Below are 25,326 nucleotides of genomic sequence, written 5' to 3' on the forward strand. Positions count from 1 at the left end.
CAAAAACAAAATCACTATTTTGTAGCGAAGAGCTACACATCACTTCAACGCTGGCAGCCCCGCTCAAACTGGTAATAACAAAAGGCAAACATAAGCCAGATATTGGTAATACATCTTGGTTGACATAAAATGAGATATTGGTTAGATTCTACTCAACGCATGATGGTTAAAACTAAAGCGATTAAATCGCAATATATAAAAACCGGGGATAGACATGAAGCTAAGTAAATTAAGTATAGGGATCTGTGCCGCAAGTCGTGGCATCCGTACCACACAATGGGTTGTCTGTTCGACTCTGCTGGCAACACTCGCTATGCCAGCTGTGGCACAAGAGACTCCAGAGCCAACACCTGCAGTCAATGGCCAGCAACAAACTGAAGATGTTGATGTAGAGATTATTCAGGTATCAGGTATGCGTGCCACTATGACACGCTCGTTAGCGCTGAAGAAAAACACCGAAGCGATCACCGATTCTATTGCTGCTTCGGATTTCGGCGATTTACCCGGTTTATCTATTTCGGATGTTATCGAAAACATCACCAGCGTATCTGGCCACCGTGGTAAAGGTAGTGCGTCTGAAATGTCTATCCGCGGGTTGGGCCCCTTCTTAGGTTACAATACGTTTAATGGCAGAACGATAACCAGTGCCGGCTATAGCCGGGCGGTAAACTTCAAAAAATTCCCTTCTGAGTTTTCTGACAAAGTAGTGGTATATAAATCACAGCAAGCTGATTTAGTTGAAGGTGGCGTTGCCGGTACTATCAATATCGACTCTCTGCGCCCGTTGGATTTCGGCAAAGATCGCGTTTCACTTGAATTACAGGGGATCTACAACAATCATACAGCCCACACTAAGGGCGAAAATGGCTTGGGTAATCAGATCACCGCCTCTTTTGTCAAACAACTGAATAACAACGCCTTAGGAAACTTTGCTATTACGGCCGGTTATCAACGTACTGATTCCTCTAACCCGGAAGAAAGTATGCTGACCAGTTCGACCATGTATTCTTGTGCAACCCGATTAGCCGACGGCACGGCGCTGCGCACTGTTAATGATTGTAACAGCAACAGCAGTGGCACAAACACTAACGTGACACGTGAAAATATTGGCGATTATGATCGCAGCTCAGTCTTTCTAACACCATCAAGCTGGACTTACCGCAACCAGGAAGAACAAGATCAGCGTGATGCTTACGTCGGCGCCTTTCAATGGCAGCCTAACGATGCCTGGAACATTAACTTCGATATTGCCTACTCTAACAACCGTTATACTGAAGATCGGCACGATTTTGTCATCACTAGTGCCCGCCGCAACCTACGTAATCATGTAATAGATGACGAATTTAACCTGTTGTACCGCGAAGGTGACTCCAGAATGGAAACGCAGGGGTTATTTCGTAGTGAGGATGAAACCTATACGGGCTGGGGTTTAAATATTGAGCATAACTTAACGGACAATTTAAAACTTTCAACGGATATTTCTTACTCTAAATCATTCCGGAACCGCACCGACTGGCAATCACGCGTGATAACCAACGGCTACTGGAAATATAGCCTTGATAATCGTGAGCACCGGTTAACTGAGCTAACCTTTTTAGATGCAAATTGGAACAGCCCGGAAGATGTGGGATATGACAGCAGCACCGCCTTCGATCCAACTAATCTGGCCTCCTGGAGTGCACCGTTAAATAATAACGTTGGCCCAGAAGCGAGATATAGGCGCTTGATGGAAGAGCGCGATGATCGCTTATCTGCCATTCGCTTTGATTTAGAATACTATTTAGGCGGTGAAATATTCTCTAGCCTGCAAACCGGTGTTCGATATTCTAAAGAGAAATTATTCTCCGATTTAGATGCCACCCGGGCAATTAACCCCCTCACCGGTGCCGAAGTGAGTGAGTTTGCCACGCGTGATACAACCTTAGTTAATGGGGTAGTTAACAACTGCTTTATTGACTGGAACAATCCCAAATGGTTGAGCAGTGAATCCGGTAATGGCTTTCAGGGCGGTCAGTTTGCGCAATTAGACGGCCGCTGCGGCTTCGGTGCGTTGTCGGGGGTAAATGCAGATGGCTCCTTTACTGATATCGGACCTTATGCCGACCGGCGCAGTACCGGTGACATTGATATTGTTGAATCTATTACTGCCGCTTATATGATGGCCAGATTACAAACTGAGCTATTTGGACTACCTGTTTCAGGTAATGTTGGTTTACGCGTAGTACAAACCAAAATCGATTCCAACGGTATACGTTCTGGCTACCATATCGTATCTAGTAGTACAGGTTCATTGACTCTTGAGCCTACTGGCGATCTCGAAGAGTTTAATATCAAAAACGATACTATCGACCTCCTGCCCAGTGCCAATATTACCTTTCATTACACTGATACTTTTTTGATCCGCACCGCGGTTTATCGCGCACTATCCAGACCACAGTTACTGGAAATGAGTGCAGGCCGTAATATCAATGTCAATAATGAAGAAACCATTACCAATCCTGATGATTTGATTCGACAGGTGAGTGGTGGCAATCCTTATCAAACGCCTCTAATGTCAAATAATGTTGATTTATCGTTTGAATGGTATCCATCAAGAGATACGGCCATGTCAATTGCCTTTTATGGCAAGCAATTTGAAGCTAATTTCCGTGATGTCATGCTTGAAGAAACGTTGGTAATAGATGGTCAACCGATCAATGTACAATTAGCTACCGGCAGTTATACAGACGATCGCAGCTACTTGCGGGGCTTCGAAATCAGTGCTCAGCATAACTTTATTAAATTACCCGCACCTTTTGACGGTTTAGGTGTGAAATTATCTTATAACTATGCGAATTCGTCATTTGAAAACCAGGACGGTACCTTTGGTGACGTTTATGATGAGAATGGCGTACTGGTACAGAATGGTTTTGTTGAACCAGCCAACGTCTTTGGTTTATCTAAAGATGTGTTCTCCGGTTCAATTTACTGGGAGGGCAAAAGGCTCTCTTTGCGAGCACTGTACAAATATCGCTCACAATATTTCCAGCCCAATACCGGATCGGCATCCAACCGTTATGTTGAGCCATTCAACTATGTTGACCTCAGCGCGAAATATAAGCTAACAAGAAACACCTCCATCTCGCTCCAGGTATTAAATGTTACAGATGAACCGCAATATATGATACGCGGTGCCAGCAACACCCCAACATTAATTTCCAGTTCGGGGCCTAAGTACTTCCTAAGCCTGAAAACGGTGTTCTAAATACATGACGGTATCAGCACCCATTACGCCCCTAATAGGTGCTTTTTTCTTAAATCACAGCATATGGTTAATATGAAAAATACAAAGTTAAGATACCTCATTGGCATGCTCCTTGGCTGGTGCAGCCTGTTCTCCGCCACGGCAGCAGAGCATCTGGTTGCCAACAAAGCGGAATTTGATCAAGCGGTCAGTGCGGCCAGGCCTGGCGACACCATCATTTTAAAAAATGGTGTGTGGCGTGATGTTGAAATTATTTTCACTGGCGAAGGCACAGCTGCAGCGCCTATTACCTTAACGGCACAAACTAAAGGTAAGGTGATTTTATCCGGCCAGTCTAACCTGCGCTTAGCAGGAAACTATCTTGTTGTTTCCGGCCTGGTGTTTAAAGACGGTTATACCCCCAGCAACGAAGTTATCTCATTTCGCCGTAACAAACACCACCTGGCCAACCACTCCAGAGTTACCGAGGTGGTGATCGACAATTACAGCAACCCGGATCGGCATGAAAGTGACTATTGGGTTGCGCTGTATGGCAAAAATAATCGGTTTGACCATAACTACTTAGTGGGAAAACACAATAAAGGCGTCACACTGGCGGTTCGACTGGATAGTGAACAAAGCCAGCAAAATCAGCATCGGATTGACTACAATTACTTTGGCCATCGCCCACCGCTAGGCTCAAATGGCGCTGAGACTATCCGTATAGGTACCAGCCATTACTCGATGAGTGACTCCAATACCCTGATTGAAAACAATTATTTTGACCGCTGTAACGGTGAAGTTGAGATTATCTCGGTTAAGTCGGGTAAGAATACGCTACGCAACAATACGTTCTTTGCTTCACGCGGCACACTCACGCTGCGACATGGCAATGGTAACATTGTTGAAGACAACGTGTTTTTTGGAAATGGTGAACCCCATACCGGCGGCATCCGGGTAATTAACCGCGACCAGGTAATTCGCAATAACTATATGGAAAGCCTAACCGGTTATCGTTTTGGTAGCGGCTTTACTATTATGAACGGTGTACCGGACTCGCCACTTAATCGCTATCATCAGGTGGTAAATGCACAAATCAGCCAAAACAGCTTTATCAATGTCGATAATATCTATCTTGCTGCTGGTAGCGATGCAGAACGCAGTGCTGTACCTATCGACAGTAGCGTACGGGGAAATTTATTTTTCCAGCAAAATCAGCGATCTCCTTTCACTATTCTTGATGATATCAGTGGCCTGGCCTTTAGCAACAATGTAACTAACCCGCTGACGCAAGGCGAACCACTTAAAGGCATTCAGGCCACGCCGATTACCTTACAGCGCGCTGCCAATGGCCTACTTTATCCAACTGATCCCACCTTAGCCCGTTTTGGCGTATCAGCGGGGCTGGTACCGGTTAGCAAGGAAGCGACAGGCCCCGCCTGGTACGACAAACCTACCGCCATCACACCTTTTGACTCCGGCAACATCATATCCGTGGTGCCGGGTGATAACGTTCTCACTAAGGCTATTGCAGCAGCACAAGATGGTGATGTACTGGAACTGCAAAGTGGCAACTACTCAGTTAACAGCGTGCTGCAGATTGCAACCACCCTGACCATTAAAGCCGCAGCCAATGCGCAGGTAACCCTATATCCGGAACGAAGCAGCTTATTTGAGATTACAAACGGCGGCAGCTTAAAATTAGACCGGTTACATATTAACGGTAAATCTGCTCCGGATGCAGCCGGTAATACCCTAATCCGTACTAGCAAATCTGGTATGTTGCGTAATTATCGTTTTGTTATGCAGCACTGTCAGATTGAGCAATTAAATATCAATCATTCTTTTCATTTCTTTGACGCCGGTAGCCATTCGTTCGCCGACGAAATTACCCTTCGCCATAACCGCTTTGCCAACATCAGTGGCGACCTATTTCGTTTAGATAAAGAAACCGACGATTTAGGCATCTACAACGTTGAGTATTTCACCGCAGCGCAAAATCAGTTTAGCGATGTAGGCGGCGCATTGCTCAAAGTATACCGGGGAGGTACCGATGAAAGCACCTTTGGCCCGCAAGTCTATTTCAGTGAAAATAAACTACACAATACCAGCTTAAGTAGCCGCAATAGCCAGCAAGCCAGCCTCTGGCTGCATGGTGCCCAGGTATCTGAAATTAAAAATAATACTTTTATAGATTCAGCCAAAGTGGCTGTCGTGGAAACACTTGGCGAGCCCATCACCCGTTTGCGCGCTAACCGCTTTACAAACACCCCGCAACCACAAGTTATCTCTGCAAAGGTACCCAAAAAATGATTAACGTTAATCTGACAGCACTTAGCACCGTCTGGCGGCAGGTTTGCCAACTGACAGCCTTGCTGCTGATAGTTGCTATGCTGTGCTGGACTAATGCGGCAGCCGCCCGACCCCATCCTAATTTAGTGTTAACCGAAGCTGATATCGTTGAGATGCGGGCGGCCATTAAAACACCGGGCCTATTTAGCCGCACCTTTGAAAAAACCAAAAACCGTATTGATCAGCAATTAACCTTCAATATTGACGTGCCGTTACCCAAGGATGCCGGCGGGGGCTATACCCACGAACGGCACAAGAAGAATGCCATGTTAATGTATGACGCCGCCATTGTGTTTCAATTAACCAAGCAAGCGCGCTATGCCGGCTATGTACGCGATATGCTGCTGCAATATGCCGAGCTTTATCCAACGTTGCCACAGCACCCCATGCGTAGAAGCAGTAATGTCGGTAAGTTATTCTGGCAAGGGTTAAATGAAGCGGTGTGGTTGGTCTATACCATTCAGGCTTATGATCTTATTTATAACGCACTAAGTGCCGATGAACGCCACACGATTGAACAGGGCATTATCCGCCCGGTGGCCAGGTTTTTATCGGTTGAGTCACCGCAAACCTTCAACAAAGTTCACAATCACGGTACCTGGGCAACCGCGGCTGTCGGCATGACGGGCTATGTACTGTCTGAGCCAGAGTGGGTTGAAATGGCCCTACTGGATCTGAACAAATCAGGCAAAGGCGGGTTTTTACGTCAACTACAGGTACTGTTTTCCCCGCAAGGTTATTATAACGAGGGTCCCTATTACCAACGTTATGCTCTGCTGCCTTTTGTTACCTTCGCCAAAGCTATTCAGGTGAACCAACCGGAATTGGATATTTTTGGCTATCGTGATGGTGTGTTGTTAAAAGCCATTGATACCACAATCCAGTTAAGCTACAACGGCCTGTTCTTTCCGCTGAATGATGCCCTTAAAGATAAAGGTATCGACACTATCGAATTAGTAACCGGTGTGGCTATGGCATATGCTTTAACCGGTGACACCAGCCTGTTAGATATCGCACAGCGCCAAAATACCATCTTGTTAACCGGTGATGGCCTGAAAGTCGCACGCGACCTGAGCAACAACAAAGCCACCTCTTACCGCTTTAACAGTGTTGCTTATGGCGATGGCCCGGCAGGGAATGAAGGTGCCTTAGTGGTGATGCGCAGCGCCACCCCCAAACCGGCCGCGTTAGTATTTAAGGCTACAGCGCAGGGTTTGGGTCATGGCCATTTTGACAAGCTGAACTGGCAATTTTACGATGCCGGTGCCGAGATTGTTACCGACTATGGCGCGGCACGTTTTCTGAACGTGGAAGCCAAAAACGGTGGCCGTTATCTGGATGAAAACGAAAGCTGGGCTAAGCAAACCGTCGCGCACAATACCTTGGTGGTGAATGAACAAAGTCATTTTAATGGCAATACCGCCACCGGTAATAAACATCATCCAACCTTACACTTCTTTGCCAAAAATGTGCATGGCAGTATCGCTTCGGCCAGTATTGATACTGCCTATGAAGATGCCAGCTTTACCCGGACCATAGCACTGCTCACCCTGCCAGACAGCAGCCTACCCTTGGTGGTCGACATTCTGACCGCCCAGGCACAAAGCGACAAGCAATTTGATTTACCGGTACATTATAACGGTCAGTTAATTGAAACTAACTTTGCCCGTGACACAGCACTGCAACAGATGCAGGCACTGGGCAAGGCCAATGGCTATCAGCATCTGTGGCTAACTGCCACCGGTAAGCCTGATGCTGAATTAGCGAAGATCACCTGGCTCAATGATAATGGCCGCTTTTATACCTTAAACACATTAAACCGCACCAATTTACAGGTGTTGTTCACCCAATTAGGGGCAAATGATCCAAACAATAACCTGCGTAACGAACGGGCCTTTATTTTACGCAGCAACGGCAGCCATGAGCAGCGTTTTATCAGTGTGTTAGAACCGCACGGCGAATATAACCCGTCGCAGGAATTTACCTTAGATGCCAACAGTAAATTACTGGCCATTCACACTACCAGCATAAAAAACATCGAGATCATTGATTTACAGTTTGTTGATCAGCGCCGCTTCCTGCTGGCCTATCGCACAGATAGCGTTAAGGATTCAACTAACAGCCAGTTCACGCTAAATGGCAAGCGTTATAGCTTCAGTGGCCGCTTTGCGCTACTGCAAGCAACAGAGTAAACAGGAGATCAGTATGAAACAGTCTGCACATTTTTCATTTGGTGAAGAAAGTGAAATAAAAGACCTGGGCGGCGGTTTAAAACGGCAAATGCTCGGTTTTAACGAAGAATTAATGGCGGTCAAAATCTGGTTTGATAAAGGTGCTGAAGGCTATGTGCATGCCCATCGCCATTCTCAGGTGTCATACGTGGTAGAGGGCGAGTTCCATGTTAATGTCGGCGGGGTGATTAAGGTACTAACAGCCGGTGACAGCTTCTTTATACCGCCTTTTGTTGAGCACGGCGCCGTTTGTCCTACTGGCGGTATTTTGATTGATACCTTCAGCCCACCGCGGGAAGACTTTTTAGAGGTAGCAGAATGATAGTTAAACATTTACGTTGGATTATTGTTTCTTTAGTCGCCCTGGCCACTGTGATTAATTATATTGACCGCTCTGCGCTGGCAGTAATGTGGCCGGGTATTGCAGAAGATTTAGGGCTGAATAAAAGCGATTACGCCAATATTATTACCGTATTTATGATCGCCTATGCGATAGGGCAATCGTTATTTGGTAAAATTTTTGACGCTATCGGTACCCGCTTTGGTTTTTTGCTGTCTATTATGGTCTGGTCGGCATCAATAGCTCTGCATGCGGTGGCTACTACCGTTCTGTCTTTTAGCATCTTCCGGGCGCTGCTTGGCTTAGGGGAAGCAGGCAACTGGCCAGGTGCCACCAAAGCCAACGCGGAGTGGTTTCCGGCACGTGAACGCGCCCTGGCACAAGGCATTTTTAATGCCGGAGCCTCTTTGGGTTCGATAATAGCGCCCCCTTTTATTGCCATGCTTTATGCCTTCCTGGGCTGGCAAGCCACCTTCATTGTAATTGGTGTACTCGGTTTTTTATGGATAATTCCCTGGTTAATTATTTACAAATCAGCGCCTGATACCCACCCCTGGATCACACCTGAAGAAAGAGCTCATATCCTCAGTGGCCAACCACACAAAATCGCCGAGGACGTAATACCAGAATATGTACCAACCATGCGGGAGCTATTACAACATCGCCAATCCTGGGGCGTTATTAGCGCACGCTTTTTTGTAGACCCCATTTGGTGGCTGTTCGTCGCCTGGCTACCACTGTATCTAAATGAAAAGTTTGGCTTTGATATTCAACAAATTGGGGCCTTTGCCTGGGTACCCTATGTTGGCGCAGCTATAGGTGCAATCTTTGGCGGCTGGTTCAGTGGTCACCTGTTAAAACGTGGCTACTCAGTTAACTTTGCCAGAAAAACCGCCATTGCGCTCGGTTGTGGCATCATGCTACCGGCTCTGCTGTTTAGCGCCGTAGCCGCAACACCGATGCTGGCCATGCTGTTAATTGCAGTCATTCTTTTTGGTTTTCAAACCACTATTGGCAATATACAAACATTACCAAGTGATTATTTCTCCGGTAAAACTGTCGGAACACTGGCCGGCATTAGCGGTACCTCGGCAGTGGTGAGTGTGATTATCACTATCCAACTGGTGCCAATGATGACCGAAGGTGGCAACTATGTACCATTCTTTATTTTAGGCGCACTATTATGTCCGCTGGCTCTGGCCGCTATCTGGTTTGCCGGCCCGATCACCCCTGTGCTAAGGAAGCCATAAACCGTGAACAAAGTATTCGTGATAGGTGAATGCATGATCGAGCTGCAGCGTTTAGCAGACGGCCAGATCCGGCAGGGCTTTGCCGGTGATGTATTTAATACCGCTGTTTATTTAAAACGCGCGTTTCCCGAAATCGAGTTGCAGCTTATTACGGCTATCGGTGTGGATAGTTTTAGTGATGATATGCTGCAGTTTTTCGGGCAGGAAAGTCTGGGCACAGCTAACGTTTTTCGTTCACAAACAAAGGTGCCTGGTTTGTATGCAATTCAAACAGATAATAAAGGTGAGCGCAGCTTCACCTATTGGCGCGAAAACTCGGCGGCGCGCCACATGATGCAATTTATTGATCAGGCGCTGCTCAGCCAGTTTAGCAAAGGCGATATGCTAGTGTTCTCGGGCATTTCGCTGGCAATTATACCCGCAGCACAGCGCCCTGCCCTGTGGCAATTATTAAACGCACTAAAAGCAGCCGGAGTCGTGATGGTGTTTGACCCTAATTATCGGCCGCGACTATGGCAGAATGCTGAAGACGCCAAACAGCAATTCGCCCTCGCCTGGCAGATAGCAGATATTGCCCTCCCCGGTATTGATGACTTTGCCCAGTTGTATCAGTTAACATCCCTTGAAACCGTACAACAGTTTTGTGCGCCATTTAACATCACGGAGCTAGTAATTAAAGATGGCAAAAACACCGTTTACTGCCTGGCTGAGCAACAAGTCACGCCGGTAACTATTACCCCGGTAAGCAAGGTGGTAGACACCACCTCGGCCGGAGATGCGTTTAACGGAGTTTACCTGGGCGCCCGCTTAACAGGGAGCAGTATCACCGAGGCAGTTACGTTGGCCTCAATAGCCGCTGGCGAAGTGATCCGGCATAAAGGAGCTATTACGCCACGCGCCAGCTTTGAAGCACTGATGACAACTGAGAAAAGCAAGCTAGCCTATACAGCCAAACAATTTCGGGATGCCGATTTCAGCAGGAGATAAAAACCAACAGGAGTCGGCAGACACTTCCGCTACTGCGCCCCAGATCCAGCCCCGGATAAACATCCAGATCACCGGCAGCAGTGGGTTTATATTAAAACGTTTTCCCAGCACTAACGGTGTAATAAGCTGTGATTCAATGATATTCAGCGGCAAAAGTAAAAGGTGTAGGCAAGTGCCAATGCAGCTAACAGCTGCATTGCATTGGTAGAAGCGTAATGCCGCAACCTGGTGGGGCTTAACGGCGGTTCAGCCATACAGTGCTACTAAAGCCACTTTGTTATCCAGCGAAAGCCAACAATACTGCGCAGCAGTTTTACCGCGCTGTTATGCCGTAGCTGAAATAAACAACCAACGCTAAAGCTAAGCATTAAGCCGGGAGCCGAACCGATAAAAGATTTAGCACGCTGACCAAGCAGCCAGCTCTCAGCCAGCAACAGCTTTTGTTGCTGCCGCCCTTGCTCTGCCAGGTCAGCCACCTTCATTCGCTGCTTTATCAGTAACTGATCAATCAGCATTTTTATCTTCCTCTTCAGCTGCAAAAAATAAACGGCGTATTTGTTGCCAGGTATGTGAAAAGCCCACCTGCAACAACACATGGCCCAAACTGCGCCAACACCAGAACAACAACGCAAACTGCAACAATAGTAATGCTGCTGCGGTAATAAAAACTGAGCTGGTAAGCTGCAACAACACATAACCCAGCAACAGCAAAATGCTGCCCCAGAGTAAAATCATGCCAGCACCAAAGCACACCACCAGTGCTGCAGCAACCGTCAGGCTGCGCGCAGTTAACTGCCATTCTGCTTTAGCCGTTTTACCGGCCAGTTTTACCTGGCCAATATAACGTTGCTTCACCGACAAACTCAGGGCTGCCATTTCTGCCAGTTGGTCCAGTGTTTGTTCGGCCAGTGGCTTTTGCGGTTTAGTTGGCTCTGATGTGGCCTGCTGTTGCTCAGCAGCGTGGCCTGGCGCCCCTGAAGGCGCCCCGGAAGCTTCGCGGCTTTGCATGCGACAACCTTAAGAGCGACGTAGCAAGGCTGTAACCAGCATACCGGCAACAAAAGCAATACCAGCAGTTGCTATCGGGTTTTGCGCTGCAAACTCGTGCGCTTTGCTGTAGGTACTTTGCAGTTGCTGTTTAATTTCTTCCTGCTTATGCGCCAGAGTTTCCTGCGAGCTGGCTGCGGTTTTACGCAGCGTATCTTCTGCCACTGCGGCTTTTACCGCCATGGCATCAACTGCGTGATGCGCGGCTTCACTGGCTTTGGTTGTTACCGGTGAATTTAAACCGCTGTTGGTAGTACCAGAAGTCTGGGCTGTAGCGCTTTGTGAAGTAGCCATAATATGTCTCCTTGGTTAACACGAGGAAAGCAGCAAAATGCTGCAATATGCCAATAAGGTAAATGCAATGGCCATACCAGTATAGAATAAAATAATTAAAACAGATGCTTATTAGATTTTTATTGTTTTTTCAGCGTGGCAAAACAGCAGCATAAACTGTAGAAGTTACCCACTATCAGTAATCTTTACCGGGTATCAGAATGCAAAAGCCAGGCATCAGCCTGGCTTTTTCATCAGTTGAAAGAGTTACTTGTCGTGGTGCAAACGCATATGCGGGAACAGAATAACGTCGCGGATTGAGGCGGCGTCGGCCAGTAACATTACCAGACGGTCGATACCGATACCCTGACCTGCCGTTGGCGGTAAGCCGTGCTCTAACGCCGTTACAAAGTCTTCATCGTAGAACATGGCTTCATCGTCACCGGCGTCTTTTTGCGCGACTTGTTCACGGAAACGCTCAGCCTGATCTTCAGCATCATTCAGCTCGCTAAAACCGTTACCCAGCTCGCGCCCGCCGATAAAGAATTCAAAGCGGTCGGTAATTTCCGGGTTGTGGTCGTTACGGCGTGCCAGTGGCGACACTTCTGCCGGGTATTCGGTAATAAAAGTTGGGTGGCGCAGCTTGGTTTCTACCAGCTCGTCAAACACTTCCATTAAAATACGGCCGTGGCCGTAGTTGGCTTTTACTTCAATACCCAGTGATTTAGCAAGCTCTGCTACCGCTTCACGTGTTGCCAGTTGCTCTTTAGTAATCTCTGGGTTGTAGTGCAGAATCGATTCGGTAACCGACATACGCGCAAACGGCTTGCCAAAGTCGAACACTTCGCCCTGATACGGCACTTCAGTGCTGCCCAGCACATGCTGCGCCAGGCCGCGGAATAACTTTTCAGTTAAGTCTATTAAGTCATTGTAATCGGCGTAAGCCCAGTAGAATTCCAGCATAGTAAATTCCGGGTTGTGGCGGGTTGATACGCCCTCGTTACGGAAGTTACGGTTAAGCTCGAACACTTTTTCAAAACCACCAACCACTAAACGCTTTAAATACAGCTCGGGGGCAATACGTAAAAACATCTGCATATCCAACGCATTGTGATGCGTTTCAAACGGCCGCGCTGAAGCGCCGCCCGGAATAGCCTGCAGCATGGGCGTTTCTACTTCTAAAAAGCCTTCTTCATTAAAGAACTTACGGATATAGGCCACGGTTTTACTGCGTACTAAAAACGTATGGCGCGACTGCTCGTTAGAGATAAGATCCAGGTAACGCTGGCGGTAACGCGCTTCGTTATCGGTAAGGCCGTGGAATTTATCCGGCAGCGGGCGCAGGGCTTTGGTCAGCAGGCGGATATCGCTTAGCCATACCGTTAGCTCGCCGGTCTGGGTTTTAAATAAATGGCCGGTAGCGCCGATAATGTCGCCCAAATCCCATTTTTTAAACTGGTCGTTGTATACGCCCTCGGCCAGGCTGTCGCGCGCGACATACAGCTGAATTTTGCCGCCCATATCCGAGATAGTAACAAAGCTGGCTTTACCCATAATGCGGCGTGTCATAATACGGCCGCCTAAGCTTACGGTAATTTTCTGTGCTTCCAGTTCTTCTTTGCTTAAATGGTCATATTTGGCAATCACTTCGCTGGAGATGCTGTCACGGCGAAAGTCGTTCGGAAACATAAAACCGTCTTCACGTAATTGCGCCAGCTTGTGTTTTCGCTCAGCAATCAGTTTATTTACGTCCTGAATTTCTTCTTGTGGTTGCTGTTGGTCAGACATAGTGTGTTTCCTGATTGAAGTCGAAGTTTTAGTTAATTAACAATTACAGCCCGGCTTTTAAGCTGGCTTCAATAAATTTGTCCAGATCGCCGTCTAACACCGACTGGGTGTTACGGGTTTCGATACCGGTACGTAAATCTTTAATGCGCGAGTCATCCAGCACGTAAGAGCGAATTTGGCTGCCCCAGCCGATATCCGATTTGGTATCTTCCAGTGCTTGCTTCTCGGCATTTTGCTTTTGCAATTCAAACTCGTACAGCTTGGCACGCAGTTGCTTATAGGCGTTGTCGCGGTTTTTATGCTGCGAGCGGTCGTTCTGGCACTGCACCACGATATTGGTGGGTAAGTGAGTAATACGCACAGCAGAGTCGGTACGGTTAACGTGCTGACCACCGGCACCTGAGGCGCGGTAGGTATCAATGCGTAAATCGGCCGGGTTGATATCAATTTCGATATCGTCGTCAATTTCCGGCGACACAAACACCGAAGCAAAAGAGGTATGACGGCGGTTGCCGGAATCGAACGGGCTTTTACGTACCAGCCGGTGCACGCCGGTTTCAGTACGCAGCCAGCCGTAGGCGTATTCGCCGCTAAATTTAATGGTACAGCCTTTAATACCGGCCACATCGCCGTCGGTTACTTCATATAGTTCAGGTTTAAAGCCTTTATCTTCTCCCCAGCGCAGGTACATACGCATTAACATGCTGGCCCAGTCTTGCGCTTCAGTACCACCGGAACCGGCCTGAATGTCCAGGTAGCAATCGTTTTGGTCATGTTTACCGGAAAACATACGGCGAAATTCCAGCAGGCTCAGCTGTTTGTCTAAGTCGGCAAGCTCGGTTTTGGCTTCTTCGAAGGTTTCTTCGTCTTCTGCCTCTACTGCCAGCTCAACTAAGCCTTTAACGTCTTCCAGGCCTTGGTCCAGCTTGTCGATGGTGCCAACTACCTGTTCCAGTGCCGACCGCTCTTTACCCAGTGCCTGAGCTTTGTCCGGCGTATTCCAGATAGCCGAATCTTCCAGCTCGCGTGAGACTTCTTCTAAGCGTTCTTTTTTGCCATCGTAGTCAAAGATACCCCCGAAGCACGTTAGTGCGTTCAGTCAGATCTTTAATGCTGTTGTACACCGGATTAACTTCAAACATGCTGTTAGCCGTAACCTTGAATATTGGGAGAAAAAACAGGCGGCGATTGTAGCAAATTTATCGCAGGCAGTGCAGTCATCTGTAGTGGATTTTTCCGGCAGCATAAATTACGCCGGAATTTGTCGCTGTTAACTTGCCTGCAACAGAGTTAAGCCGCTATGCTGTTTGGCAAAAGCTCAGCAGGGACACTGTATATTGCGCTCCTACCTCACCATACAGCAGTATCTGTTCTTCATAATGCTGATTAGTGCCCTGCGCTGTGCTGCCGAGCCGGTGATTTACTCCTGGCCTGCTACTATGCTGGACGATCCACGCGGTCATTATCCGATAGCTTTACTGCATTTGGCACTGGAAAAGTCCGGCAGCCATTACCAGCCGGTACCCAGCAAGCGCGATCAGGCGCAGTGGCGTACTTTGCGTCAGTTGGAAAGCGGTAATGGTATGGATGTGGTATGGACTTTTGCATCAGCAGAACGTGAGCAGAATCTGCTGCCGGTGCGGATCCCGATAGACCGGGGTTTATTGGGCTGGCGTTTGCTGTTGATACGCCAACAAGATAAGGCCAGTTTTGCCAGCATTACCACTGCTGCGCAATTACAAGCACTGCGCGCGGTGCAAGGCCACGATTGGCCAGACTTGCCGATACTGCAGCATAATCAATTTAATGTTACTCCCAGCACCTATTACCACGGCATGTTTGCCATGCTACAACTGGGGCGGGTTGATTATTTTCCCAGATCACTCAGCGAAATACAGTCTGAGTTGCAAACAAAGGCCGGGCACCATTTAGCTATCGCAGACAATCTGGTGCTGTATTACCCGGCACCGCTGTATTATTTTGTTAACCCCAACCGACCACAGCTGGCCCAGGCGATTGAACAAGGCCTGCGTTCTGCTCTGCACGATGGCAGCATGCGGCAGTTATTTCTGCAGCATTTTGCCGGCACTATTGCACAGGCTGAGCTAGCCAAACGCCGGGTTATCCGCCTTAATAATCCGTTTTTGCACCCGGATACGCCACTGCAGGATGACAACCTGTGGTTTAACCCGGAGCTTGGATACTAATGCCCTACAGCTTACCCTCACAGCCGCTGCACCATCACCTGGCTACCAGAGTGGTTATTACTATGGTGCTGGCAGCTTTGCTGCTTTCAATCTTACTGACAGCTGGTTTAAGTTACAGCCTTTACCGCCATGAAATGGCCACCGTACAGCAGCAGTTTGACAATATTGAAAAAAGCTATCTGCCAAGCCTGGCTGCAGGTCTGTGGGAGGTTGATATCCACCGTATTCATACCTTGCTGGACGGTATTGCCCAACTGGAGCATGTCGGTGCAGTCAGCCTGAAAGATGAGTTACAACAACAGATCAACCGGCAACATCCGCAGTTCAGCACCACTCTGGTTAGCAAACATTACCCGATTTACTATCAGATTGATGGTGAACAACACCCGGTCGGAACACTGCAGGTACAGTTAATGGCCGATGGTATTGTGCAGCATTTATGGCAGCAAAGCCGCAATATTGCTTTGGTTACGGTCAGTGCTTTATTGCTCAGTACAGGGCTGATGTTACTGATTTTTCGCTTTGCTGTTAGCCGTCACCTGCGCTCTATGGCGCAGTTTGCCAGCCATCTGGACCTGAACCGGCTGGAACACCCGTTGCAATTACGACGGCCGGTGCGACACGACGAACTGGACCAGGTGGTTGACGCCATTAACCGGCTGCAACATCGTATTAAGCATGAACTAGCCAGGCGTAATGAAATAGAACTACAACTAAACAACAATACCGCTCAGTTAGAGCAGCAGGTGGCGCGGCGTACCACCGATTTGCAGCATAAAAACAGTTTACTGCAGCAACAATCGGCAGAGTTAGCCAGACAAAATGAAGAACTCGATGCCTATGCTCATACCGTGGCACACGATTTAAAACATCCGTTAACCAGCCTGATAGGTATGAGCCGCTTACTTAATGCCACCTTTATCGAGCTGTCGGAAGAACAAAAACACGCCGCCCTGACTACCATTGATACCACCTCCCGCAAAATGAATGACATTATCAATGCCCTGTTGTTATTGGCCAGCATGCGCGAACAGCAGAATGTCACACTGCAACCACTGGATATGGCGCAACTGGTCAACAACGCGCTGCAGCGCTTAGAAAACTTTGCCCGCCAACATCAGGCCGCTATCGAAGTGGCCAGCAGCTGGCCGATAGCAACCGGTTATCCGCAGTGGGTAGAAGAAGTCTGGATAAACTACCTGTCTAACGCAATTAAATACGGCGGCCAGCCACCGGTTATCCGGCTGAGTGCTGATACTACGCCGGACGGTATGGTGATCTTCTGGATCCGCGACAACGGTGTGCCGCTCAGTGCACAACAACAAGCAGGCTTATTCAGTACTTTCCAGCGCTTCTCACCCAAAAGTGCCGATGGCCATGGTTTAGGCTTATCTATCGTAAAACGTATTGTCACCCGTTTGGGTGGCGAGGTTGGCTACCGTGTAGCAGAAGAAGGCGGTAGCCTGTTCTGGTTTAGTTTACCTCAGGCATCTGCGGCCGCTTTGCCTGACCAAAGCGGAAAATCAACATAAAAACAGGCGCCTGCACCGGTGCTGGAGCTAAAACCAATACTGCCATGCATGGATTCTGTCAGTTGTTTTGACAACGCCAGCCCAAGGCCGGTACCACCTTTTTGCCGCGTGTCGCTGCTGTCAGCCTGCGAAAAACGCTGAAAAATTGCCGCTTTAAAAGCATCAGCTATACCCGGCCCGATATCAGTAACACTGATCCGTACATGCTGGTGTTGTTGCTCTATCTGCACCAACACGGTGGCAGCATCAGGTGAGAATTTAATAGCATTGGACAACAAGTTAGCCATTACCTGGGAAAAGCGCAGGCTGTCGACATTAATTAACAACTGCTCATCACAACCTGTTTGCAGCTGTAACTGAATGTTCCTGTCCCTGCCGTACGGGCTGTTATCAACCACACTTTGCCGCACCAATGCCACTACCGGTTGCGGTTGCAATACTATCTGCATCATGCCGGCAGATAACTTTTCTATATCCAGTAAGTCGTTAATCAGGCTGGTAAGGCGCTGGCAATTATTGTTGGCCAATTGTAGCAACTGCGCCACCTGGTCTGGTAACTCACCGACGCAGCCAGACATTACCAGTGCCAGAGCACCGTTAATCGACGTTAGTGGTGTGCGCAACTCGTGGCTGACTGTAGAGACAAACTCATTTTTTATCCGCTCCAGTTGCAAACGTTCGGTAATGTCCTGCGCCGAGGCATATAACTTGTCACTGGCGGGGTCGAGCACCGAAGACCATTGCAAGGTAATATAGTGACCGTTTTTGTGCCGGTAGCGGTTACAAAAGCCAGAGGTTACCCGCCCCTGTTGCTGCTCGTTTACTTCAGCATCGGTGCTGATTAAATCATCCGGATGAATAAAGTCGGTGTAGGGCCGGCTTAGCAGCTCGGTTTCGCTATAGCCTGTTATCCGGCTAAAAGCAGCGTTAACCCGCTCAAAATAATTTTGCTTATTGGCAATGCAAAGAATGTCGCGTGACAATGAGAAAAACTGCTGCAGTTCACAGCGGGTTTGTTGCTGTTGGGTAATATCCTGTACTGAGCCTATCAGCCTTGCCGGTTCAGAACCCTGCGGCGAGGTCCATTTTGCCACTTCATGTACCCAGCGCATACTGCCATCCGGCAGCACTATCCGATGCACTACATTCTGTTCACCCAGTAGCTGTGCTTGTAACTCACTCTGCTGCACCATGGCCCTGTCATCCGGATGTACCAGCTGATAAAACAGCTCCACGCTGGGGGAGAACTGCTGTGGGTCAACACCAAAGATGTCGTACACCATTGGTGACCACCACAGTTCGCCATTACTGACGCTGGCCTCCCAAAAACCAATGCGGGCATTGCGGCTGGCCATGTCCTGACGCTCCAGCACTAACTGATATTCGCGCTGCAGCTGTAAGTGCAGGCTAAAGGTGTGTACGGTGCTGGCCATCGATGCCATAGCGGCAATAAAATGCTGTTCATCTACCGACCAGCAGCGCCGGCTGCTCACCTGCTCGACACAGATCACGCCGCTAAGCCCCTGCTCAGACTGAATAACAGCATCTAACATTGAGCGGATACCGGCAGTTTGCAAATAACCATCATTAAACTCGGCCATCGCAGGATGGCTGGCCGCATCCGACGCCGCGATCAGCGCATGTTGCTGTAAGGCGCTAAAGTATTTCGGATAGTTACTGCGCTGCAAACATACGTCGCTGCTGTGGCTGTTAAGCTTGTACTGGTATAAATCGATGCACTGTAGCACATCGCTTTGACTAAACAGCCAAATACTAACGCGGTCGGCGTACAATGCCTTGCTGATTTGTTTAGTAAGAAATTGCCAGGCCAGGTTGGTGTCACTGGAAAACAATAACGGTGAGGCCAATATTCTGGCCTGCAGTGCGAGCAATTGCTGCCCCTGCCGCGCAGTAGCAGCAGAGGTGTTTGCAGCTGATGTCGAGTCCATTACTACTTCCTGAGCAATTTCCTTATATTCAGCTTAAGGTTTAGCAGGGCACTTGGGTTACAGCAAGGCTTTTGCTCTGGCCGGTTAAACTGCAACCATATGCCGCACGATTAACTGCAAACTTTGCTTGTCACGGTATTCGTTAATATCCAGCTGATAGGCCAGCTGTACTTTTTGTACGTTAACATCCGGCCAGGCTTTATTGTCGGCATTAAACCAGATGGCATCTATCAGCTTGCCATCAGCAGTTTGCAGCATCATTTTTAAATGCCGGTCAGCCAGCATTTTTTGGCTTACCAGGTTAAATTCGCCATCAAATACCGGTTCAGGAAACGCCTGGCCCCAGGGGCCGGCACTTTGCAGCAACCGGGCAAAGCCAAGATCAAAACACTCTGCCGGCAGTTCGCCATCGCTGTAAATCACTGCTGTAAGCTGCTCTGCTGTCAGGTATTTTTTTGCTGTTAAGCTAAGCGCCAGTTTAAACGTATCTAAACGATCTACACTGATGGTTAAGCCTGCCGCCATGGCATGGCCACCGAATTTTTTAATTAAACCAGGGTATTGGCTGGAAATTTCCTCCAGCAGATCGCGGATATGCAGCCCGCTTATTGAACGCGCCGAACCTTTAAGCTCGCCCTCATCGCCCTGGGCAAATACGATAGTAGGCCGGTGAAACTGCTCTTTAATACGCCCGGCTAAAATACCAATCACGCCCTGGTGCCAGTCGTGCCGGTATAAGCACAATGCCTCAGGCAGTTCGGTGCCATCAAATGACAACTGGCTTAAAAACGCCTGCGCTTCTGTCTGCATACTTTGCTCTATCGCCCGGCGCTCAACATTTAAGCTGTCCAGCTCAGCAGCATACTGGCGGGCTAAGCCTAAATCATTCGCCAGCAGGCAACTTATACCCAGTGACATATCATCCAGCCGGCCGGCGGCATTTAACCGTGGGGCTAAGGCAAAGCCAAAGTCGCTGGCGGTCAGTTTAGCCGCATTACGGTTGGCGACATCAATTAACGCCTGAATACCGGGGCGGCATTTGCCACTACGAATACGCATTAACCCCTGATGCACCAAAATGCGGTTGTTGCTGTCCAGCGGCACCACATCGGCCACCGTGCCCAGCGCAACTAAATCCAGCAATTCTGCCAGGTTGGGCTCGCTCAGCTGACGTCCGGTAAAATACTGTTGCTCGCGCAGTGCGGCGCGTAGTGCCAGCAGCAAATAAAAGGCAACACCAACACCTGCCAGCGCTTTGCTCGGGAAGCTGCAGTCTGGCTGATTCGGGTTTACAATAGCATCTGCGTTGGGCAACTCGTTGCCAGCCAGGTGATGATCGGTTACCAGTACCTTAACACCGGCTTTTTTTGCCAGTGCAACACCTTCGATAGCCGATATACCATTGTCCACAGTTACTATCAGCTCGGCGCCCTGCGCTACGGCAAGCCCGGCCATTTCAGGGGTTAAACCATAGCCGTATTCAAAACGGTTAGGCACCAGATATTCCAGTGATTTAAAGCCAAAAGCACGCAAGCCACTCATAAGCACCGCTGTACTGGTAGCGCCATCGGCATCAAAATCACCAACAATGACAATATGTTGCTGCTGTTGCAGAGCGTTAATTAATAACGCTGTGGCGGCATCTATGCCTTTGAGTTGCTGAAACGGCAATAAACAGCCCGCGCCACGCTCAAGCTCATCGGCATGCTTTACCCCGCGACAGGCATACAATTGCTTAAGCACAGGGTGGGTGTTATCAGGTAAGTCAGGTAATACGCCGGGCATAACCCGGCGTTGAATAAAACGCTTTACTGCAGACATAGGCGGCTGTTATTCCGCCTGCAGTTGGGCTAACAATGCCTGAGCAGGCTGATAACCAGGAATTAAGCGCCCGTTTGGCATAATAATGGCCGGTGTACCGCTGATACCAAAAGACTGGCCTAATTCATACTGCGTTTTTACCGGGTTATTACACATAGCGGGTTTAACATTTTTACCCTCTTTTGCTGCGTTCATCGCGCCCCGGCTGTCTTTTGTGCACCAGATGTGCTGCATTTGCAGATAGGTTTCAGATGTCAGGCCACCGCGCGGAAATGCCATATAGCGTACTGTAATGCCAGCGTCGTTATAGTCTTTCATTTCGTTGTGTAACTTGCGGCAATAACCGCAGCTGGGATCGGTAAATACGTTAATAACGTATTTTTCGTTTTTGGCTTTGTATTCGATAGTGCCGCTTTTATTTGCCGCAACCTGTTGCTGAATATAAGGCCGCATTTGTTCATCGTTAACCAGCACTTTGTTGGTTAAGTCGTAAATATTACCTTCAATAAAATACTGGCCGTCTTTTGAGGTAAAAAACAGGCCTCTGTTGGTAAATACCTGCAACAACCCATCCAGCGGCGCCTCAGAGATGGCATTCACTGATAAATTCAGCATCGCAAACTGTTGCTTAACCAGGTTATGCTGCGCATCAATATCAGTGCTTTGCGCACTGGCTGCGGTAATAAATCCAAGGCTACATAACGCTAATACAAACTTTTTCATACTGTTTCCTGTTTTCCGCCTAAGGGCGCGGATGATGTTGCTGATGCAGGCTTTGTAACCGCGCCTGCGCGACATGGGTATAAATTTGTGTGGTAGATAAGTCGCTGTGGCCCAGCAACATTTGTACTACACGCAAATCTGCGCCATGGTTCAGTAAATGGGTGGCAAATGCGTGGCGCAGCGTATGCGGCGACAGCTCTGCCTGAATGTGCGCTACTTTGGCATAAAACTTAATACGGTGCCAGAAGGTTTGCCGTGTCATCTGCTGCGCCCGGTTGCTTGGAAATACCACATCCAGCATTTGTCCGCCAAGTAACTGTACCCGGGCCTCGCGTAAATAGCGTGTCAGCCAGTGTGCGGCCTCTTCGCCCATAGGTACCAGCCGTTCTTTCTGGCCTTTGCCCGTTACCCTTACCAGACCGTGCTGCAGGTTAAGTTGTTGCATCGACAGCCCAACTAATTCAGACACCCGCAAACCGCTGGCGTACAAAAGCTCCAGCATGGCTTTATCACGAAACTGAATAAGATCCGTTAAATCCGGTGCATTAAGCAGCGCCTCTACGTCTTGCTCCGACAGGCTTTTAGGCAGGCTGCGGCCCAGTTTAGGGTTTAGCAACTGCGTTAGCGGGTTGTCGGCTATTTTACCGCTTTGATGCACATAGGCGTAAAAACGGCGCAAACTGCTTAACGCGCGTGAGGTGCTGCGCGGGCTGTATTGCTTGTCGTAACGCTGTGCCAGATAGCGGTTTACCAGCATGCTGTCGGTGCTGAGTAAATGCCGGTTTTGCCCGGCGATAAAAGCGGCGAACTTTTTTAAATCGGTGCCGTAAGCGCTCAGTGTATGCTCACTGACACCTTTATCCAGCCACAGCTGGTCAAGAAACTGACTGATCAGCTGCAGATCTGTTGCATCAGGTTGTACTGCTGTTGTTGCCATCGCTGCCTACTCTGAAAACTCAAACTATGTTAGCGCATGGCGGCTTTGGCGCAAAGCCGGGATTTTGAAGGTAGCATGATTCTGTTACACTGCGCGTCTTTGCTGCTGGCGCTATGGTGTAATAAGACAGACATGAAAATCGGTTTATTTTACGGCTCAACTACCTGCTATACCGAAATGGTCGCGGAGAAAATTCAAGCATTAATTGGTGCCGACACAGTAGAGCTGCACAATATTAAACAGGTGCCATTAAGCCAAATGGCCAACTACGATATTCTCATTCTTGGCTTGTCGACCTGGGATTTTGGCGAAATTCAGGAAGACTGGGAAGCGCACTGGGATGACATTAGCAGCGTAGATTTAAACGGCAAAATTGTCGCCATTTACGGTATGGGCGATCAGCTTGGTTATGCTGAGTGGTTTATTGACGCCGTGGGTATGCTGCACGACGCCATAGCACCGCAAAACCCGAAGCGCATTGGTTACTGGCCTGCAGCCGGCTACGACTTTATTGCCTCTAAAGCCCTGACAGCAGACGGCGGGCTGTTTTATGGCCTGGCACTGGACGATGAAAACCAGTACGACTTAACCGATGCACGTTTAAACGACTGGGTAAGCCAGATTTTGCAGGAAATTGCCAGCCAGCTGTAAATAAGCCTGGCTAAAACTTCAGATAAAAATCTCGTAATAACGCTTTGTACTGCGCGCTGTAGTCACCACCGGCCTGATGAATAGTCAGGCTGGTATGTTCGGTATCCGCCGGATAACGGCTTAAACATAACAACAACCGCAACACAGGTTTAGTGTCGCTGCTGCGCACTGCACAATATTGCGTGACAAACCAGCCCTGCGTCTGTGCCAGTGCTAACAGGTTTTGCGCACTGCCAGGCGGTAATATCAGTGCAAAAACACCTTCGCTGTGTAATAGCTCAGCTGCTTTTTGCAACAACGCAGCAAAAGGTAACCTGTCGTTGTGGCGCGCCTGGTGCCGCTTTGCATCTGTGGCGCTGAGCGCCTGCTGAAAAAAAGGTGGGTTAGACACAATTAAACGGTAACGTTCGCCGGGCTGATACGTTAGAATATCGCCCTTTATCAGCCGTATAGTGTCGGGCCAGCAGCTAAGTGCCACATTTTCGCAGGCTTGCTCTGCGGCGTCGCTGTCCAGTTCAATTGCGGTAATAGGTAAAGCTCCGTTACTGCGCTGTGCCAGCATCAGGCTGATAAGGCCACTGCCGCTGCCAATATCCAGAATATTGCCTGCTGCAGGCACTGGTGCCCAGGCGCCAAGCAATAAACCGTCGGTGCCTACTTTCATCGCGCACCGATCATGAGCGACATAAAATTTTTTACATTGAAATCCGGCTGACATCAGCACCTCCGCCGCCAGTTTACGGCGAAGCAGGCGTAGTGTCACCGGGCAGGCAACCATGCTGAGGACAAAATGACAACATTCGCAGATTTTCAACTGGACGATGATATTAACCGCGCTATTAGCATGCGTGGTTTCGAGGCGCCCACGCTGATCCAGGAAATGGCGATCCCATTAGCATTGGAAGGTAAAGACTTGCTGGCCAGCGCCCCTACCGGCACCGGTAAAACTCTGGCGTTTGTGCTGCCTGCCATTCAGTACCTGCTCGACTTTGGCCGCAAAGATCCGGGCTTTGCCCGCGTACTGGTGATGACACCAACCCGTGAGCTGGCGTATCAGGTATATGACGAATTTAAACACTTTACCCAGTTTACCGAGCTTAATGTTGGCGTGATCACCGGTGGTATTAACTACGGCAGCCACAAAGATACGCTGGAAAAAAACAACGATATTCTTATCGCCACGCCCGGCCGGTTAACCGAATACCTGGATGAAGAAAGCTTTCAGGCTGATGAAGTAGAACTGCTTATTCTGGATGAAGCCGACCGCATGCTGGACATGGGCTTTATTGGCGAGATGAACCGCATAGTATTGGAAGCCCGTCGTCGCCGGCAGACATTTTTATTCTCAGCCACGCTGGAGGGCGCTAATTTAGAACGTTTTGCCGCTCGCGCGTTAAAAGAGCCGGAACGTATTGAAGCCATACCATCGCGTAAAGAAAATGCCAAAATTCTGCAATGGGTACATTTAGCTGACGACGCCCAGCATAAACTGGCACTGCTTATTCATCTGCTAAAACAACCGGATGTAACCAAAACCATAGTGTTTATTAAAACCCGCGAGCGCCTGGCAAGCCTTACCGGCCAGCTGGAAACTGCCGGTTTGCGCTGCGGCTGGTTACAGGGCGAAATGCCGCAGGATAAACGTATGCAGGCGGTTGAGCGTTTCAGCTCTGGCCGGGTAAATATTTTACTGGCAACCGATATTGCCGCCCGCGGCCTGGATATTGATGATGTAAGCCACGTGATTAACTTTGATATGCCACGCAGTGCCGACGTGTACCTGCACCGCATTGGCCGCACCGGCCGCGCAGGCAAAAAAGGCACCGCGATATCACTGATTGAAGCGCACGATATGGCCATTCTGGCTAAAGTAGAACGCTATGTAGAACAAAAACTAAAACGCCGGGTGATAGAAGCGCTAAGGCCGAAAAACAAAGAAGCCAGAGTGCCGGTAAAAAAGAAAAAGCCCACCAAGGCCGCAGCGAAAAAAGCCGCTAAAAACACAAAGAAATAAG

The 25,326-nt window shown here is 48.9% G+C and carries 20 protein-coding genes; 10 read left to right on the forward strand and 10 right to left on the reverse strand.

From position 1 onward, the window contains the following. Positions 1 to 214 precede the first annotated feature (214 nt). The 6 genes from J3B89_RS05430 (at position 215) to J3B89_RS05455 (ending at position 10,383) form a co-directional block, all read left to right on the forward strand. Positions 215 to 3,244, forward strand: a complete 3,030-nt coding sequence (locus tag J3B89_RS05430; protein WP_215396500.1) for a TonB-dependent receptor — start codon at positions 215 to 217, stop codon at positions 3,242 to 3,244. Positions 3,245 to 3,316: 72 nt separating this feature from the next. Beyond that, on the forward strand, positions 3,317 to 5,536 hold the full coding sequence (locus J3B89_RS05435) for a polysaccharide lyase 6 family protein (protein ID WP_215396501.1): 2,220 nt from the start codon (positions 3,317 to 3,319) through the stop codon (positions 5,534 to 5,536). Further along, a complete protein-coding gene (locus J3B89_RS05440) occupies positions 5,533 to 7,767 on the forward strand; it encodes an alginate lyase family protein (protein ID WP_215396502.1) in 2,235 nt (744 codons plus the stop codon). Before J3B89_RS05435 ends, J3B89_RS05440 begins: the two co-directional genes overlap by 4 nt. A 13-nt stretch (positions 7,768 to 7,780) precedes the next feature. Next, complete coding sequence (locus J3B89_RS05445) at positions 7,781 to 8,128, forward strand: cupin domain-containing protein (protein ID WP_215396503.1); 348 nt, start codon at positions 7,781 to 7,783, stop codon at positions 8,126 to 8,128. Next, on the forward strand, positions 8,125 to 9,396 hold the full coding sequence (locus tag J3B89_RS05450; RefSeq protein ID WP_215396504.1) for an MFS transporter: 1,272 nt from the start codon (positions 8,125 to 8,127) through the stop codon (positions 9,394 to 9,396). Before J3B89_RS05445 ends, J3B89_RS05450 begins: the two co-directional genes overlap by 4 nt. 3 nt (positions 9,397 to 9,399) lie before the next feature. Beyond that, positions 9,400 to 10,383 carry a sugar kinase gene (locus J3B89_RS05455; RefSeq protein ID WP_215396505.1) on the forward strand — a complete coding sequence of 328 codons (984 nt, stop codon included), beginning with the start codon at positions 9,400 to 9,402 and terminating at the stop codon, positions 10,381 to 10,383. A 263-nt stretch (positions 10,384 to 10,646) separates the two neighbouring features. On the opposite strand, the gene J3B89_RS05460 is transcribed toward J3B89_RS05455, so the two are convergent. From J3B89_RS05460 to prfB, 5 genes are all read right to left on the reverse strand, one after another. Continuing rightward, complete coding sequence (locus J3B89_RS05460; protein ID WP_215396506.1) at positions 10,647 to 10,898, reverse strand: hypothetical protein; 252 nt, start codon at positions 10,896 to 10,898, stop codon at positions 10,647 to 10,649. Continuing rightward, positions 10,888 to 11,391: a hypothetical protein gene (locus J3B89_RS05465; protein WP_215396507.1), complete on the reverse strand. Its 504-nt coding sequence runs from the start codon at positions 11,389 to 11,391 to the stop codon at positions 10,888 to 10,890. The genes J3B89_RS05460 and J3B89_RS05465 overlap by 11 nt, the downstream gene beginning before the upstream one ends. Positions 11,392 to 11,400: 9 nt before the next feature. After that, positions 11,401 to 11,724: a DUF883 domain-containing protein gene (locus tag J3B89_RS05470; RefSeq protein ID WP_215396508.1), complete on the reverse strand. Its 324-nt coding sequence runs from the start codon at positions 11,722 to 11,724 to the stop codon at positions 11,401 to 11,403. 246 nt (positions 11,725 to 11,970) lie between these two features. Continuing rightward, positions 11,971 to 13,491 (reverse strand): lysine--tRNA ligase, encoded by a 1,521-nt coding sequence (lysS, locus tag J3B89_RS05475; RefSeq protein WP_215396509.1) that lies wholly within the window; start codon positions 13,489 to 13,491, stop codon positions 11,971 to 11,973. Between the two features lie 43 nt (positions 13,492 to 13,534). Next, positions 13,535 to 14,633 (reverse strand): peptide chain release factor 2 gene (prfB, locus tag J3B89_RS05480; RefSeq protein WP_215396510.1). Its coding sequence is split into 2 segments (ribosomal slippage): positions 13,535 to 14,557 and positions 14,559 to 14,633, totalling 1,098 coding nucleotides; the frame shifts between segments, so codons are not numbered across the junction. A 195-nt stretch (positions 14,634 to 14,828) separates the two neighbouring features. On the opposite strand from prfB, the gene J3B89_RS05485 reads away from it, so the two are divergent. Continuing rightward, the gene (locus tag J3B89_RS05485) at positions 14,829 to 15,698 is read left to right on the forward strand and encodes a substrate-binding periplasmic protein (protein WP_215396511.1); all 870 of its coding nucleotides are present in this window, start codon (positions 14,829 to 14,831) and stop codon (positions 15,696 to 15,698) included. After that, the gene (locus J3B89_RS05490) at positions 15,698 to 17,230 is read left to right on the forward strand and encodes a sensor histidine kinase (RefSeq protein WP_215396512.1); all 1,533 of its coding nucleotides are present in this window, start codon (positions 15,698 to 15,700) and stop codon (positions 17,228 to 17,230) included. The genes J3B89_RS05485 and J3B89_RS05490 overlap by 1 nt, the downstream gene beginning before the upstream one ends. Here J3B89_RS05490 and J3B89_RS05495 read toward each other — a convergent pair. The 4 genes from J3B89_RS05495 to xerD form a co-directional block, all read right to left on the reverse strand. Continuing rightward, the gene (locus J3B89_RS05495) at positions 17,182 to 19,179 is read right to left on the reverse strand and encodes a sensor histidine kinase (protein ID WP_215396513.1); all 1,998 of its coding nucleotides are present in this window, start codon (positions 19,177 to 19,179) and stop codon (positions 17,182 to 17,184) included. The genes J3B89_RS05490 and J3B89_RS05495 overlap by 49 nt on opposite strands. Before the next feature lie 84 nt (positions 19,180 to 19,263). Then, on the reverse strand, positions 19,264 to 21,000 hold the full coding sequence (gene recJ, locus J3B89_RS05500) for a single-stranded-DNA-specific exonuclease RecJ (RefSeq protein ID WP_215396514.1): 1,737 nt from the start codon (positions 20,998 to 21,000) through the stop codon (positions 19,264 to 19,266). A gap of 9 nt (positions 21,001 to 21,009) precedes the next feature. Next, positions 21,010 to 21,723, reverse strand: coding sequence for a bifunctional protein-disulfide isomerase/oxidoreductase DsbC (gene dsbC, locus J3B89_RS05505; protein WP_215396515.1), 714 nt, complete (start codon positions 21,721 to 21,723; stop codon positions 21,010 to 21,012). Positions 21,724 to 21,742: 19 nt separating this feature from the next. Beyond that, complete coding sequence (gene xerD, locus J3B89_RS05510; protein ID WP_215396516.1) at positions 21,743 to 22,660, reverse strand: site-specific tyrosine recombinase XerD; 918 nt, start codon at positions 22,658 to 22,660, stop codon at positions 21,743 to 21,745. Positions 22,661 to 22,696: 36 nt separating this feature from the next. Between xerD and fldB the strand changes: the two genes are divergently transcribed. Further along, on the forward strand, positions 22,697 to 23,311 hold the full coding sequence (gene fldB / locus J3B89_RS05515) for a flavodoxin FldB (protein ID WP_252349447.1): 615 nt from the start codon (positions 22,697 to 22,699) through the stop codon (positions 23,309 to 23,311). Positions 23,312 to 23,321: 10 nt separating this feature from the next. Here fldB and J3B89_RS05520 read toward each other — a convergent pair whose 3' ends face one another. Next, positions 23,322 to 23,975, reverse strand: a complete 654-nt coding sequence (locus J3B89_RS05520) for a tRNA1(Val) (adenine(37)-N6)-methyltransferase (RefSeq protein WP_251372262.1) — start codon at positions 23,973 to 23,975, stop codon at positions 23,322 to 23,324. A 126-nt stretch (positions 23,976 to 24,101) separates the two neighbouring features. Between J3B89_RS05520 and srmB the strand changes: the two genes are divergently transcribed. Next, positions 24,102 to 25,325, forward strand: a complete 1,224-nt coding sequence (srmB, locus tag J3B89_RS05525; RefSeq protein ID WP_215396519.1) for an ATP-dependent RNA helicase SrmB — start codon at positions 24,102 to 24,104, stop codon at positions 25,323 to 25,325. Position 25,326 lies beyond the last annotated feature (1 nt).

This window comes from Rheinheimera oceanensis, from assembly GCF_018831085.1.
In the GTDB taxonomy this organism is placed as follows: Bacteria; Pseudomonadota; Gammaproteobacteria; order Enterobacterales; family Alteromonadaceae; genus Alishewanella; species Alishewanella oceanensis.